At 58.4% G+C, this 14,905-nt stretch carries 13 protein-coding genes; 1 reads left to right on the top strand and 12 read right to left on the bottom strand.

Features of this window, described 5'->3' with window-relative positions:
• Nucleotides 1-6: 6 nt before the first annotated feature.
• The 4 genes from KHA73_RS01365 to KHA73_RS01350 all read right to left on the bottom strand — a co-directional run bounded on the left by KHA73_RS01365 (nucleotide 7) and on the right by KHA73_RS01350 (nucleotide 4,571).
• Nucleotides 7-747, bottom strand: a complete 741-nt coding sequence (locus KHA73_RS01365) for a fimbria/pilus periplasmic chaperone (RefSeq protein WP_234587661.1) — start codon at nucleotides 745-747, stop codon at nucleotides 7-9.
• Nucleotides 748-804: 57 nt separating this feature from the next.
• Nucleotides 805-3,339 carry an outer membrane usher protein gene (locus KHA73_RS01360; RefSeq protein WP_234587652.1) on the bottom strand — a complete coding sequence of 845 codons (2,535 nt, stop codon included), beginning with the start codon at nucleotides 3,337-3,339 and terminating at the stop codon, nucleotides 805-807.
• A gap of 46 nt (nucleotides 3,340-3,385) precedes the next feature.
• Entirely contained in the window at nucleotides 3,386-3,931 is a 546-nt protein-coding gene (locus KHA73_RS01355; RefSeq protein WP_234587650.1) for a fimbrial protein, read from the bottom strand.
• 94 nt (nucleotides 3,932-4,025) lie between these two features.
• Entirely contained in the window at nucleotides 4,026-4,571 is a 546-nt protein-coding gene (locus KHA73_RS01350) for a fimbrial protein (RefSeq protein ID WP_234587649.1), read from the bottom strand.
• A 430-nt stretch (nucleotides 4,572-5,001) separates the two neighbouring features.
• Between KHA73_RS01350 and KHA73_RS01345 the strand changes: the two genes are divergently transcribed.
• Nucleotides 5,002-5,763: a winged helix-turn-helix domain-containing protein gene (locus tag KHA73_RS01345; RefSeq protein ID WP_234587647.1), complete on the top strand. Its 762-nt coding sequence runs from the start codon at nucleotides 5,002-5,004 to the stop codon at nucleotides 5,761-5,763.
• A 70-nt stretch (nucleotides 5,764-5,833) separates the two neighbouring features.
• On the opposite strand, the gene KHA73_RS01340 is transcribed toward KHA73_RS01345, so the two are convergent.
• The 8 genes from KHA73_RS01340 to KHA73_RS01305 all read right to left on the bottom strand — a co-directional run bounded on the left by KHA73_RS01340 (nucleotide 5,834) and on the right by KHA73_RS01305 (nucleotide 14,796).
• Nucleotides 5,834-6,301: a hypothetical protein gene (locus tag KHA73_RS01340; protein WP_234587645.1), complete on the bottom strand. Its 468-nt coding sequence runs from the start codon at nucleotides 6,299-6,301 to the stop codon at nucleotides 5,834-5,836.
• 1 nt (nucleotide 6,302) lies between these two features.
• Nucleotides 6,303-7,088 (bottom strand): winged helix-turn-helix domain-containing protein, encoded by a 786-nt coding sequence (locus KHA73_RS01335; RefSeq protein ID WP_234587643.1) that lies wholly within the window; start codon nucleotides 7,086-7,088, stop codon nucleotides 6,303-6,305.
• 189 nt (nucleotides 7,089-7,277) lie between these two features.
• Nucleotides 7,278-8,750, bottom strand: a complete 1,473-nt coding sequence (locus tag KHA73_RS01330) for a SulP family inorganic anion transporter (RefSeq protein WP_234587641.1) — start codon at nucleotides 8,748-8,750, stop codon at nucleotides 7,278-7,280.
• Nucleotides 8,728-9,375, bottom strand: a complete 648-nt coding sequence (locus tag KHA73_RS01325; protein WP_234587639.1) for a carbonic anhydrase — start codon at nucleotides 9,373-9,375, stop codon at nucleotides 8,728-8,730. Before KHA73_RS01325 ends, KHA73_RS01330 begins: the two co-directional genes overlap by 23 nt.
• 570 nt (nucleotides 9,376-9,945) lie before the next feature.
• Nucleotides 9,946-11,001: a 7-bladed beta-propeller protein YncE gene (gene yncE, locus KHA73_RS01320; RefSeq protein WP_380738660.1), complete on the bottom strand. Its 1,056-nt coding sequence runs from the start codon at nucleotides 10,999-11,001 to the stop codon at nucleotides 9,946-9,948.
• Between the two features lie 89 nt (nucleotides 11,002-11,090).
• Complete coding sequence (locus KHA73_RS01315) at nucleotides 11,091-11,951, bottom strand: isochorismatase (protein WP_234587637.1); 861 nt, start codon at nucleotides 11,949-11,951, stop codon at nucleotides 11,091-11,093.
• 3 nt (nucleotides 11,952-11,954) lie between these two features.
• Nucleotides 11,955-13,583 (bottom strand): (2,3-dihydroxybenzoyl)adenylate synthase, encoded by a 1,629-nt coding sequence (locus KHA73_RS01310; RefSeq protein ID WP_234587600.1) that lies wholly within the window; start codon nucleotides 13,581-13,583, stop codon nucleotides 11,955-11,957.
• Nucleotides 13,584-13,590: 7 nt separating this feature from the next.
• Nucleotides 13,591-14,796 carry an isochorismate synthase gene (locus KHA73_RS01305; RefSeq protein ID WP_234587598.1) on the bottom strand — a complete coding sequence of 402 codons (1,206 nt, stop codon included), beginning with the start codon at nucleotides 14,794-14,796 and terminating at the stop codon, nucleotides 13,591-13,593.
• Nucleotides 14,797-14,905: the final 109 nt, after the last annotated feature.

Below are 14,905 nucleotides of genomic sequence, written 5' to 3'. Positions count from 1 at the left end.
ATAGCGTTACGATTTGCTCTTTTCCGGCGCCACCTGGCAGGCGCTGCCGCTGCAGTTAAAGCTCAGCTGCGGCCGGCCGCCGTAGTCGTTGATGTAGGTCAGCACCGGGCTGGCTCCCAGTACGGCGGCGCTGGCGCCCAGCGGCGCGTTGCCCTTCGGCGGCACCATCAGCGGCTCAAAACCTTTTATGCCCACCACGCCTGTCTTGGCACCCGCATCCACGATAGTCACGTAATACGGCGTCGGGTTATTCACCACGTACCTGTCACCTTGCCTGGTAAGCGTCAACTGTTCCTGCCAGGGTGCGGCATTCTGCTGCGGCGCAATCGCCGCCGGGCGGTAGAACAGCTTAATGCGCGTCTGCAACGCAATCTGCAGGGTGTTCGGCTTGTCGCTCTTCGGCGGGATCTCGCGCAGGTTGAAGTAGTACAGCGTCTCCCGGTCCTGCGGCAGCTGTTTGGCCGTCGGCAACGCCTGGATCTTCACCTGGCTTGGCTTGCCCGGCTCAATGCGCTGTACCGGTGGCAGAACGGTGAGCGGGCTTTGAACTTTATTTCCCTGCTCGTCTTCCAGCCAACCCTGCGCCAGATAAGGCAGTTGCTTGTTCTGGTTGCTGACGTTCAGGCTTACCGACTGCACGCTACCATCGAAGATCACCCGGGTGCGGTCCAGTGCGATTGCCGCCTGCGCCTGCGGTGCCAGCAGCGCGCCCAACAGCGCGACGGTCAGCAGCTTTTGTTTACTCATGGCATAGTTCTTTTTCATACGTTTATCACTCTTACAGATTCAAATAGGGTGTGGCGCTCATTGCGCCTCTGACTCATTTGCCGGCAGCGCCTGGCACGGCAACAACAGACTGCTCATCATGTCGGCCGGCAAGGTTTTCGGCAGGCTGATGGCGCACTGCGCCGCGCCGTTCCAGTGCACGGTCATGCTTTCCCCGGCTCGAATGCCGCTCAGATAGATGCTGCCGCCGTCGTTCACTATCCCTGTATCCTGTTTGTTGGCGTTCATCACCGTGGCGCCGAACGGCGGCGTACCGCCGTCTGCCAGCCGGATGACCGCCATCGCCTTCTCCCCGGCTATCACGTCAAACTTGCGGTAGCCGATCGCCCCTTCGGTCAGGGTTGCCTGTACCACCGATTTGGTGGCCTCGGCGTCTTCCCCCAGCTTGTTCAGATCGATGCTGGCCTTGTTGCGGTAGTAGCTGTTGACGTCCGTCACCACCGCCTTGCCCCAGCGGTTGGTGTCTACGGTACTGCCGTAGCCGCGTACCGGTACCCCAGCCACGCCGCCGGTATCCAGCAGCAGCCGAGTGCTGCCCGGCATGCCGATGCGGTGCAGCGCAGCGCCTTCTGCGGTTAAGGTCGCGCCGCCCTGGGCGCTGAAGCCCAGCGCACTGTAGCTACCCTGCTGGTAGCTGGCGTTGGCGCTCAGTTGGGCCATATCCCCTTCACGGTTGTAATAGCCGCTGAAGTTGGCGCCATTTCTGGTGTTGCCGACGTTCAACTGATAGTTGCTGTGCTCATCCAGCCGATCGTAATATCCCACCCGCTGGCTGCTGTCGTTGCGGTTCGCCGTCGCGCTGTAACTGAGGTTGGCACCCTTGCCCCACGGCATCGACAGAGACAAATACATGCCGTCATCGTTGGTGTTTTCATATTTGTTACGGTAACCGGTCAACGACAGGTTCAGGTTTTTAAACCGGCCGATATCGAAGTAACGCGACATCGTCAGGTTATAACGGTCATTGGCCGGCCGATCCCAATAGGTCTGGTGGTCGTAGTTCAGGTACAGGCTCAGGCCGATATCCCGGAACTGCTGGTTGAAGGTGATGGTGTACATCTCCTTGTTGTTACCCACCCGGCCGCCGTAATAGCGGGCGTCCAGATACTCGCTCATGCTCATAAAGTCCTGCTCCGAGAAGCGGTAGCCGGCAAAGGTCACCTGGCTGTCGGTCTCGTCGAAGGTCTTCGAATAGCTCAGGCGGTACGAACCGCCGCTCAGCGTGCCGTCCTGCTGCGGCAACCGCGCCCGCGACTGGGTGGCGTCTAACGACAGCGCCCCCAGCGCCATCAGGTCGCGGCCGATACCCAGCGCCCCCGCGTTATAGTCGCCGCCGCCCAGTAAACCGCCGTACAGCGACCAGCCGTTGCTCACCCCCCAGGAAAACTCCCCGGAGCCGAACAGCGGGCCATTGGAACGGTGCTGCCAGTCCGAAGGCTTGCCCGCCGCCATTTTGAAGCGCCAGGAGCCGGGGCGCGTCAGGTACGGGACGCTGGCGGTGTTCATCTTGAACGCCTGCACGCTGCCATCCTGCTCCTCCACCTTCACGTCCAGCTCGCCGGATACCGCCTCGCTGATGTCCTGAATGCGGAACGGCCCTGCCGCCACCTGGGTCTCGTAAATCACCCGCCCCTGCTGGCTGATGGTGACCTTGGCGTTGGTCTTCGCCACCCCGACCACCTCCGGCGCATAGCCGCGCAGGTTCGGTGGCAGCATATTGTCGTCCGATACCAGGCTTGCGCCGGTAAAGCGGAAGCTGTCGAACATGCCGGAGTTGAGGTAGTCCTCACCCAGCGTCAGCCGCGAGCGCAACGCCGGCAGCGCGCGGTAGGCATAGTAGCGGCTCCAGTCCAGCTGCTGGTCGGTGCCTTGCCCGCTGCCGGTCTGGTGGTTCAGCTGCCCCTGCCAGTCGGCCCGCAGGCGCCAGGCGCCGAGGTTGGCGCCGGCGGTGCCGTTGCCGCTCAGGCTGTTGTTCTGCCCGCCGCCGCGTTGCTGGCGCTGGGTCTGGCCGTTGATGTTATAGTCGAACAGCAGCCCAGGAATACCCTCGTCCCAGCGGGACGGCGGGTCCCAGTCCGGTGACGAATACTCCAGATAGGCCTGCGGGACGCTTAAATACAGCGCCGCCGTGGCTAAATCACCGCGCGCCTCCATACCCTTCAGGCTGGCGATATCCAAACATTGGTTATCGTGCCACCAGCGCAATGCTTTCTGCGCGTCCGGCTTCAGCCCAAGCTGTTCCACCAATGCCGGGGAAATACAGGCCAGGCTGCTTTTCGGATCATCGTCTGACGGATAAAAGTCAACGCTCTGCTCCGGCAGCTCACTGTTATTAAGATGAATAACCATGGTATAAGCGCCAGGCATAATATAGCCGCTGCGCGAAAACTGGCTCAGGTCGATATTCTGCCGATCGTTCACGTCCAATATGTCGGTATTAAACTGGATGCCGTCCTCTGCTTCAGCTTTCGGCACAAAGTTAGCTAAAGCCAGAAAAATACAAACGCCTAATGCATGAGGACGAAACAGCTTCCATGCAGGAGAAAAAACCATATCCATGACCCTGTCATTTAATTTTATTTATCGGTAGAGATAAGCCTCAGTAATAATCCATCTTAAAACGTACCGCAGAATAATAGCCCCCTGCCCGCAGTGGCTGTTTATTGGCAACCAAGCGCATTTGATAATTTAGCAGCATTCGCCCCGGCAGTATTTCTCTGATGGGCAGCGGATTTCCTGGCCGGGCAATGTTTCCTTCCGCATCGACGATTTGCAACCCAACGCCTTTTGCACCACCGTGTACCTCAAATAGCTCCCCGTCGGCATCCCCATCAAAAGTCACCTGAAAACCACTCCAGTCCGGCAATTTACTTTCGGCCCGTGACAGAACACAGTTAATTAGTTCAATAGAGAAATGGCGTCCCCCTCCGCTGCCGTCACGCATAATATCCGCTGCCGGTGTAATTCCTATATCGATCACCTGCTCCCGGCTGCCGGCGGAAATGGCGCACGCGGTATCGATAATGGCCCCTTGCATATTGACCCGTCCCCATCCCTGAGTGGAATGAGCGGCATAAGCGCCATTCGCCATTAACAGTGAGGCCAATAGGCAAGGAAGCATTAATTTTGCAGGAAAATAACTCATTGAATATTCCCTATTCACAGACTTTCCAACGCTCAAACTCCTGGAAAAGCATGCGGGCAAGCCCGCATGCTGCATAGTTACTGCACAACCGGACTTACTGGTAAGCCAGGGTAAAGTCAGCTACGGACTGGAATTCGCCCGGGGTAATTACAGCGCCAGAAGCCTTGCTGCCCTGCAGGTAAGCGGAGAAGCTCAGGGTGTTATTCCCGTTGCCCAGAGTTTGTGCGCTAGATGCTTTACCCAGTTCAACCAGCTTACCGGAGCCGTCGGTGATGGCGATGCCGGCGCCTTTGGCAGTACCGGTAATGCCCAGCAGCGTGTCGTCACCTACCGAAGATGCGCCGGTAAACTTGATGGAAACGGCATTGTTTTTACCAGGAGCTTTCTCATTCAACTCACAGTTTTCCAGTTTGATCTGGAAGCTTTTCGGCGTGGACTGGCCACCGTCTTTCAGCGCCACGTTAGAAACCTGGCCCAGGTTAACGGTCTGGTCTACGGTTTCCGGGGTAATTGAGCAAGGTGCGTCAATAATTGCGCCTTTAAAGGTCACGGTGCCGTGGCCCTGATCCTGTGCCGCGTGAGCAACAGAAGATACGCCGAAAGCCAATACCGCTGCCATCATGATTTTGTTCAGTTTCATATAAATCCCTTACATTCCTTAGTAAGTAAAGAGGTTCCAATTGACGTCAATTAAATCGACAATTCTCTCTTGATGATTAACGCCAGGCTTTATTGCTTAGCGTTGATTCTCTCGCTGATACCTGCTTTTCAGCGTTCCGTATCAGTGGCAACAAATTTACCGCGCCAAGACAAAAAATAAAACGTTATGTCGCAAAAAGACAAAAACACAGGATTTATACAAAGAAAATAATACAGATATAGGTTTTTATTCTAAAACATACAAATTAAAGACAGACATTTATCTTTAAAAACTTATAACTAAAGACATATACCAGAGTAATTATATGAAGAAATAGAAAAATCCTATTGACCACCACCTCAAAGGATTGAAAAAAGAACACACAGGTCTCAGAATCATCTCTCGACAGGTAAGTTGATAGGTTGAAAAAATGATTTTCCATATAAACAATAATGTCCTCTACAATGAGGATGAGTGCGCGCTGGCGCATATCGATAATTCGACGACTAAAATAGTTCTGCTCAAGCCCAGCGCCAGATTGCTGTCGCTGTTTATCCGCAATAATAATGTTCTATTGCTGCGCGATAAGCTGCTTAATGAGGTTTGGGTCGAGCATGGCCTTAAAGCCTCCAATAATAACCTGAATAATTATATATCCGGGTTACGTAAATCGCTGGCGCAGTTCGGCGAAGAGGAGATTATTATCACCTACCCACGCCAGGGGTTTAAGTTTAGCGCCGAGATCATTCACAAGATCGATGATAGTAGCCAGGTTGATACAAAAGAAAACTTTACCCCGGAGGAGGTATCACACCGTGCGGATATAAATTTGGAGCGTAACGTTAACGGAAATCAGCGTTCATTACGCCGCATGATCGTGACATTCGTCGTCGGCCTGATGCTGTTTTCCGCTATGATGTTTTATCAAAACAGCACCCGCGTCAGCATGTATCCGTTAGGTAACTATGAACGCTGTCAGATTTACAGCATGAATTATGGCGGCGGGGACCTGTCGAAGATAAAGCAGATTATTCAGCACGCCGGTTTTAGCTGCAGGATTAAGGCCGACGCGTATTATTATGATAATATTCGCGATGATGCGAATCAGAAAGATAAAGAGTTATTGACCTTTTGCCCAAGAGAAGTCAACAGCCCATGCATTTACCATTACATCAATAAAAAACAGCCGTGATATTGTAAGAATTATCCCACCAGGTACCGTTTTCTTCCGAATCCCCTTGGCTTAACCAAGGGGATTTTTCTTAGGGTGCCACGCATACGTAAAACGGTGCATGGTTATCGGCCACCAGGAAATGCCGGTTGTCAATCTGCTCAATGCGTAAATGCAAGCGCTGGCCCTTCTCCGGCAGGCGGCGGTTCAGGTCCGCGCGCTCCACGTTGTCCTGCGATTTTTTGATATTTTCCTTCACCAACAGGAAATAGTTGTTTCCCTGCCGCTGGTAGTCCATCACCAGGGCGCGCTCGACCACGTAACGATCTTTCCCGTCGGCAATCCTGCCGTTCAACAACACCGTCACCCGCCGGCGGCTATCGGGCACCAGGCTAATCAGCAGCACACGTTCGATAGTGCGCCCGGCAACGTGGTCGGTCACATGTTCAACCGCCTGGCACTCCGGGATTTGCGGCCTGAAAAATAAAAAGTACGCAGAGATGCCGCAACAGCCGATAGCCAGCAACACCACAACCCCGTAGCCATAGCGCTTCATCACATTACATGCCCCAGCTTTCATAGAAATTCTCACATTGCACATTGCCATCCGCCATTTTCGCCTGCGGACAATAATAGAAATAAGAAGCGCGGCTGTACCCGGAACCGGTCGGCGCTAACGTCTGCGTGTCGTAGTAGAGCAGCGTCGCCGGTTCCTGGCATTGAATGTGCGGCCTTTGCTTGAGCATGTCGCGTAAATGGCTCAAATCGATCTGGCGGGTTCCCGGCTTATGATACGAGGTGATAAAACGCACGCTGCAGTTATCGATACTACCGGCATCTATCATACTGGCCGGCAGATAGCCCGCGTCCTGCCAGGCCCAGGCGACGCTGCCCGTCGCCAATAGCACCAGTGCCACCAGGCTAGTTAACTTAAAGCGCTGGAAACCACGAACGGTGGATGCCGCAGTGGCCGCAACCGCCTCAACATCAGGCCCCTCCAGCTTTTCCGCCTGGCTGTCCGCCGTTTTCAGCGTGGTGGCGGTAAACATAAAGCCCTGCCGCGGCAGCGTGACGATAATCTCCTCTTCGCCGAGCGAAGCGAACATCTTGCGCAAGATTGAGATGGTATTATTGAGGTTGTTGCCGGAGGCGACCTGGCCATGCGCTTCCCACACCTGCATCAGCAGCGTTTCGCGGGAAAGCACCTGATTATTGTTTCTCACCAGGGCGGAGAGCAAGCGATTCAGCGTCGCCGTGAGTTGCAGGGGCTCTGTATGCTTGTGTAACGAGACCAATTCAGATCTATCTTCATGATATTTAATATTATTGTTAATTATATACCGCATAGCCCTCCCGCATTTATCAGCTAATTAAGCAATAATTAGCCCGCAATAAGCTGGGGGAGATTTTACCACATAAGAAAGTTCTTATAAAAATTAAATAAAACAATAAATATCAATCACATAAATCAAATCAGCCGGTTAATAGCCACCCCGTTGAGTGGCTATTAATCAGCAATTAAAGGTCGATATCCATTACACCGGCCAACGGCTTAGCCGGATCCCGCGGTTGGCCGCACCGGCGCCGAACTCCGCCAACACCGCCCTCACGTCCGGATCGATATAATCGGCGTTATCATGCTCGGCGATCACCACGCAGTTATCCGGGATCTGCGCCAGCAGGCTGTGCAGCCGCGGATTATGCAGAAACGTCAGGTTCTGGTGGAAGCGCACCACATAGTGATCGTCATAGCGGCTCAGCTGCAGCGCATTGCGGTGGCTTTTGTAGGTGCTGCACAGCAGCTGGGCCATCAGGCCGAGGGCGATGCCCGCCAGCATGCCGAAGACGATGATGCCACCGACGGTAATGATAAAAGGCGCAAACTGCGGCAACCCTTGCCGCCACTGCGCGCGGAACAGCGCCGGGGCGGCAAGTTTGTAGCCGGTATACAGCAGCACCGCCGCCAGGCTGGCCAGCGGAATGGTATTGAGCAGGTCGCTGAACAACAGGCCGCTCAGCAGCAGCAGCGCACCGTGCAGCAGAATCGACGCTTTGCTGCGCGCGCCGGCGTTAACGTTGACCGAACTGCGCACGATCACCGCGGTGATCGGCAGGCCGCCGAGAAAGCCGCTCAGCATATTGCCAACGCCCTGCGCGCGCATTTCCTTATCCGGCGATGGCGCCGGCGTCTGTGGTTTCAGCTTTTTCAACGCTTCCTGGCTCAGCAGGGTTTCCAAACTGGCCACCAGCGCCAGCGTCACCGCAATCAGGTAGACCGACGGGTTGCGCCACGCGCCCTGCCAGTCGGGGCGGCTCAGCTGCGCGCCCAAGGTTTCGGCGCTGTCGAACTTCGGCAGCGCGATGCGCGGGATATTGCCGAGGCTTTCCGGCATTATCCGTTCGCCAAACACCACCGCCAGGCTGCCCCACAGCACCGCCACCAGCGGGCCGGGAATAAAGCTCATCAGCCGGATGCGCTTGATCGGCGCGGTGGTCCACAACCACAGGATAACCAGCGCCACCAGCGTTATCACTATCGACGCCGGCGACAGCAGTTCGCCGCCCCTGGCCAGCAGCGCCGTCAGCCCTTCCTCGCCCTGATAACCGAGCGCCACCGGCAGTTGCTGCATGATCAGCAAAATACCGATCGCCGCCAGCATGCCCTGGATCACCGTGCCGGGCACCAGCGAAATCCAGCGGCCGGCGCGCAGCAGGCCGAAAATCAGCTGCAATGCGCCAGCCAGCATCAGCGCCACCAGCAGCAGGGAAAAGGAGCCGAGGGTTTCCATCGCCCCGACGACGATGGTGACCAAACCGGCCGCCGGGCCGCTGACGGCATAGCGCGAAGGGCTGAGCAGGGTCACCAGAATGCCGCCGATAACGCCGGTCAACAGCCCGACAAACGGCGGCAGCCCGCTGGCCTGCGCGATGCCCAGGCTGAGCGGCAACGCCACCAGAAACACCACTATGCCGGCGGGGATGTCATTACGCAGAGTGCTGAAGTTCATGGGCCACCTCCGCCGCGTCCTGATGGATAAGCTCTTTCAAATGCCCTTGCTGCAGATCGTAAACGCAGCCGAAAACGTCCAGCGCAGCCCCCTGCGCCCAGCGCCGGCGCACCGGTTCGCTGGCGATCAGGTGGGCGAACTGGGTCGTCACGTGCGCCTCGATCAGCAGGTTCAGGCGGCAGGCGTCGTCGGCATCCGACTGCTGATAGGTCTGCAGATTATGCGCCAACGAAGCGCGCAGGTGCGCCATGCGCCGGGCCAGCGCGCTGTTTTCCTGCGCCAGCGGCATCTGCGGCAGCGCCACCGCCGCCTGGACGCCGCCGCAGCCGTAATGGCCGCACAGCACGATCGCCGAGACGTGCAGGTACTCCAGCGCATATTGCAGAACGCTCATCAGACTGTCGTCATCCTCGAGCACCATATTGGCGATATTGCGATGCACGAAGAGTTCGCCGGGGTGTGCGCCGGTCAGCACCTCGGCGGGGACCCGGCTGTCGGAACAGCCGATCCACAACGCCTGCGGCTGCTGGCCGGCGACATGCTTATGGAAGTATTGGGGGTTGCGCTGGCGCTGTTGTAGCGCCCAGCTGCGGTTTCTGGCTAACAGCGGTTTAAGTATCGTCACAGCAGGCTTCTCTCTGTAGGGGGACAAACAGGCTCGCGCCTACCCGCCCAGGGCCGATTACATGAATAAAAATGATGATTTTCATCGTGGCTTGAAGCTGACACATGGCGTTTTTGACACGCACGGGACCATCCCACAATCGGGAAAGCCCACTATTAACCATAGAAGCGGAGGCGTTTATGACAAGCGAAAATAACCGAGAACTTTTTAACAAAAACCATAATCATTTTGATTTTTATAAAAAATAAAATACAACCAGCCACTTAAAAAACTAAAGTAAGCGGCGCTGAAGATTCTTTACATTACCTCCTGAAAGGCGGGCATAAAAACCTGCGACAAGGCGGATTTTTAAATAATTACGCTTTCTAAATATTAAATCTTACTTTCCTTTATTTGCCATTCCTGCAGCCGCCAAACGGCAACAGAGTGATGACGAGCGGTAATGATTGCGATTGATAGACGGGGATCGCCAGGATCTCTCCAGGACGGCAATGGTGAGCCGATTTCAGGCGAAAAAAAACAGGCGCAACGTTGCCGCGGCGCCTGTTCGCTTAGCTTGCCCGTGCGGGATTACTTCAGCGCTACGCGGATCACATCATCCGGCGCGGTGGCTTCTTTCTCGCGGCTGGAGGCCTGCTTCACGCTGACGTACAGCGTCTGGCCGTCCGGCGACAGCGCCAGGCTGTTCGGGTGGGTCGGCGTCTTGACGGTATTCAACAGCTTGTAGCTTTTGGCGTCGATCACGCTCACTTCACCCGCCTGGCGGTGGGTCACGTAAACCTCGTTGCGCGCCGGGTTGAACAGCACCGCCAGCGACTCAGGCACGTCGATTTTGCTGAGGATATTGCCGTTGCGGGTATCCACCACCAGCAGCTGCGGCTGCTTGGAATCGGTGATGAAGGCGCGGTGGTTGGCGCTATCCAGGCTGATGTTGAGGAAGAAGTGTTCTTTGGACTCGTCCAGCTTCTTGCGCGACAGCACCTTGTTGCTCTGGGTGTCGATGGTCACCAGCTCGCCATCGGCGTTGGTGACATACAGGCGTTTGGCGGCGGCGTCCAGCGCCAGGCCGGTGCCGTATTTGCCGGTGCCGGTGATGGTGGCGCGCAGGGTCAGATCCTTGCCGTCCACCACCCACACCACGCTGGATTCACCCAGCCCGGTGATGTACAGGGTGTCGGTGTCGGCATCCGCCACCAGTTCACGCGGCGCCAGCGGCTTCACGCTCTCGGAGCGTTTACGCTCGTCCAGCACCAGGCGGCCTTTCACTTCACCGGTTTTGCCGTCGATGGCGGTCACCGAGTTGTTGACGGTGTTGCCGAAGAACAGCGTGCCGGTTTTGGCGTTGATAGCTGCGCCAAACGGCTTGATGTCGTTATGGATGATCTGGGTCACGTCCAGCGTGGTCGGATCCAGGCGATAAACCACGCCGCCCTTGTCCAGCTTGCGGCTTTGCGAGGTCGCCAGGTACAGCGCGTTCTCGCCCTGGCTGTACACCATTTCATAGGCGCCCTTGCCAACCGGCTTGCGCAGCACCTCCGGCGCGGTTTGCGCCAGCAGCGGTGCCGAAAACAGCAGCGAGGACAGCAGCATCAGCGGGAATGCCGCACGTTTTCCCTTATTAATCATAGTATTCATTATAATTTCCCTAAGGTATCGATCGAGTCAAATTGCCGCCCAGCCAACGCCGGGCGGCGGCAACGGCGTTATGGTTAAAATCAGTTTTGCTCGGCACAGAGCAGCGCCCACCAGCTGTCGATGGTCGGGTTGCGCGCCAGAGCGATGAAGTCGATATCACCGCGGATCTTGCGCCAGCGGGTGGCCAGCTCCATGATGCGCACCGAGTCCAGACCGTAGTCGATCAGGTTCTCGTCGTTGCCCATGTCTTCGCTGTCTTCATCCAGCAGCGGCAGAATTTGCCGGCGCAGCGCCTCTTTGCTGGCGATGTCCGCAGACGGCAGCAGGGAGGCGGTGGTCACCACCCGGCCGCAGCGCCCGGCGGTGTAGCGCAGCGCCATCAGGTGCTCTTCGCGCGAGAAGTCCGCCAGGCCGTCGGCCACCATAAACGGCTGGATGTTGCGCATGAAGGCGTCGATGGCGGTGGTCAGGCAACCGATATGGGCGTACACGCCGCAGACGATCAGCTGGTCGCGGCCGGATTCCTGCAGGATTTCCTGCAGCGGCGAGCGGTGGAAAGCGCTGTAGCGCCACTTCACCAGCACGGTGTCATCCGCGTCCGGCGCCAGCGCCGCGGTGACCGCCTGCTGTTCCGGATGCTTGTTCAGGCCCGGCCCCCACATGTCGTTCAGCAGCGCGCGATCTTCATCGCTCTGCTGGTTCGGCTGAGCGGTATAGAACACCGGAATGCCCTGCTGTTTGCAGTAGCTGCGCAGCCTGGCGATGTTTTCCACCACCTGTTTGATCAGCGCGCTGTCTTCCCCCCAGAAATTGAGGAAATACTGCTGCATGTCGTGGATCAGCAGCGCCGCGCGCTGTGGCTCCAGCTGCCAGCTAACCTTGTTGTTCGGCAGTTCGTCTGCGGCTGGCAGCGCGTAATCATTAAGTTTTGGAATGGCCATCGATTAATCTCCCTGAGCCTGAGTCTGTTGTTGCGCGTCGAGACGCTGGCGCAACAGTTTTTTGTCCACTTTGCCGACCGGTGTCAGCGGCAGGCTGTCCACCTGAATAAAACGGTCCGGCAGCTTGAAGTCGGCCACGCCCTGCTCGCGCAGGTGGCGACGCAGCACCACCGCTTTCAGCGGTGCGCCGGCGATGATATAGGCGCAGCTTTTTTCGCCCATCAACGCATCCGGCATCGACACCAACGCGGCGTTGATCACCGCCGGGTGGCGCAACAGCAGATTTTCAATTTCCTCGGCGGCGATCTTCTCGCCACCGCGGTTGATCTGGTCCTTCTGGCGCCCTTCGACGGTGATGTAGCCGTCTTCGCTGATGCTGATCAGGTCGCCCGAGCAGTAGAACCCCTCGGCGTCAAAGGCGCTGGCGTTGTGCTCCGGGCTCAGGTAGTAGCCACGGAAGGTGTAAGGGCCGCGCGTCATCAGGCGCCCGACCGCCCCCGCCGGCAACGGGTTGCCGTCTTCATCCGCCACCCAGACTTCGTCGTCCGGCGACATCGGCCGCCCCTGGGTAGTCAAAATATGCCGCGGGTCATCGTCCAGACGGGTGTAGTTAACCAGCCCTTCCGCCATGCCGAATACCTGCTGCAGCCGGCAGCCGATTTCGTTCTGAATGCGCGCCGCCAGAGTTTCCCCCAGCTTGGCGCCGCCCACCTGCAGCAGTTCCAGGCTGGCCAGCGCGGCATTGCTGCCCCACTCTTCGATCGCCTGCAGCCACAGCGTGACCGCCGGCGGCACCAGCGCCGTCACGTTGATGCGGTGCCGTTCGATCAGGCGGAAGCACTGGGCGGCGTCAGGATCGGCGGCGAACACCACCTGCCCGGCGCCGTAGAACACGCCCAGTACGCCCGGCGAGCTCATCGGATAGTTATGGGCGACCGGCAAGGCGCACAGATAGCGGGTCTGCCGGTCAAAGCGGCAGATCTCCACGCTGCGGCGGATGCTGTAGTAGTAATCGTTGTGGGTGCGCGGGATCAGCTTCGGCGTGCCGGTGCTGCCGCCGGAGAGCTGGAAAAACGCCACCTGGTCGGCGGCGGAAGGCGCGGCGACAAAACCGTCGCAGGGTTCTTCCAGCCAGTTGGCCAATGCCCGTTCGCCCTGCGGTTGGTTACGCAAGCCCACCAGGCGCAGCGAAGGATGCTCGGCGCGGAAGGCGTTGAGGAATTCGTCATCGGCAAACAGGCCGTGTTCGCGATCGGCGATCAGCAGCGCGGGCTTGATCTGCGCCGCATAGGCGTTCAGCTCGCTGCGCTGATGGCTGAACAGCGCGTTGACCGGCGCCACGCCGATCTTCAGCAGCGCGAAAAACGCCACGTAGAACTCCACCACGTTGCCCAACTGCACCAGCGCGGTCTCGCCCGGCCGTACGCCGCGGCGTTGCAGAGCGGCCGCCAGGCGGTCGGAGAGCAGGTTCAGTTCGCGGTAGCTCAGGCTGCCGCGGGCATCGGCGATCGCCGGCGCGTCGTTGTCGGCCTGGCGGTCGAGAATATCGGTCAGCGGCAGGTCAATCCAATAGCCGCGTTCGCGGTAGCGGCTGGCGAACTCCGCCGGCCAGGGGGTAAAGGCAATGCTCATCTTGTCGTTATCCTTGATTCAAACCGAAGGCACGCAGAATGGTGCTGAGTTTGGTGCCCGTTTCTTGCCATTCAGATTCGGGGGAAGAGTCCTGCACGATGCCGGCGCCGGCGAACAACCGCACCCGGCTGCCATCGACGGTGCCGCAGCGGATGGTGACCACCCATTCGCCGTTGCCCTCGGCGTCGCACCAGCCGACGATGCCGCCGAACAGGCCGCGATCGAACGGCTCCAGCCGCCCGATCAACGCGTGCGCCGCCGGGGTTGGCGTGCCGCACAGCGCCGGCGTCGGGTGCAGCAGGCAGGCCAGCGACAGCGCGCTTTCGTCGCGCGAGGCCACTTCGCCGTCAATCGGGGTGGAAAGATGCCACAGCGTGGTGGTGGTCAGCAGTTCAGGGGTTTGCGGCACGTTCAGGTAGCGGCTGCGCCCGGCCAGCACCTGGCGCATGCCTTCGGTGACGATGCGGTGTTCATGGCGATCTTTCCCGGAGGCCATCAGCCGCTCGCCCACCGCCAGGTCGCGTTCAGGGTCAGCCTCGCGCCGGGCGGAGCCGGCCAGCGGATTGGAATGGAAATGCCCGCCGGCCTGGCGCAGCAACAGTTCAGGGCTGGCGCCCAACAGCGCCCCCCGCTCCAGCGGCACATGGAAGTGAAAACCGTTAGGGTTCTGGGCGATAACGCGCGCCATCAGCGCATGGCGGTCTACCGGCTCACGAGTCTCGATCTCCAGCAGCCGCGACAGCACCACCTTGTCGAGCCGCCCGGCTTTCATCGCCGCGACCGCATCGCTCACCATCTGCATAAAATGCGGCTGCGTCGGCACTTCGGCGACGCGGGCGATTTCCGGGCCGGCCGCCACCGGCGAAACGCCGGCCATAAAGGCGGCGCGGTCGAACCAGCGGCTTTCGTGCGGGATAAACAGCGCCGAAGGCTGGCGGGTATCGAAGGGAATGGCGCCGCACAGCAGCGGCTCCTTTACCCCGGCGGCTCGCGCCTCGGCAAACGCCTGGCGCACCTGCCGCTGGAACTCGCCGTTCAGATCGGCGCCGTCCGCAGCCGGCTGGGTCACCCGGCTAAAGCAGCCGGCGGTAATCAGGCTGCGGAACGGGGAGGTGAAGAAGAAGCCCGATGCAGGAGAAAAGTCAGCGCCGAACGGTTCATCCGCCCGCTCCTGAAGTTCCTTTCGGTTGGCACCTTTCACGGCAATATCCATCGCTACGTCCTCAAGCTGTTAACTGATAACCAATATAATAATGATTATCATTTAAGTTAATTCCGCGCTAAATTACTCGCCGATATTTGCCATGTCAACCTACCCGTTA

The sequence above is a fragment of the Serratia entomophila genome (genome assembly GCF_021462285.1).
Taxonomy (GTDB): Bacteria; Pseudomonadota; Gammaproteobacteria; order Enterobacterales; family Enterobacteriaceae; genus Serratia; species Serratia entomophila.
Note: the sequence above shows the minus strand (reverse complement) of the source record. Positions and strands in the feature narration are given on the sequence as shown.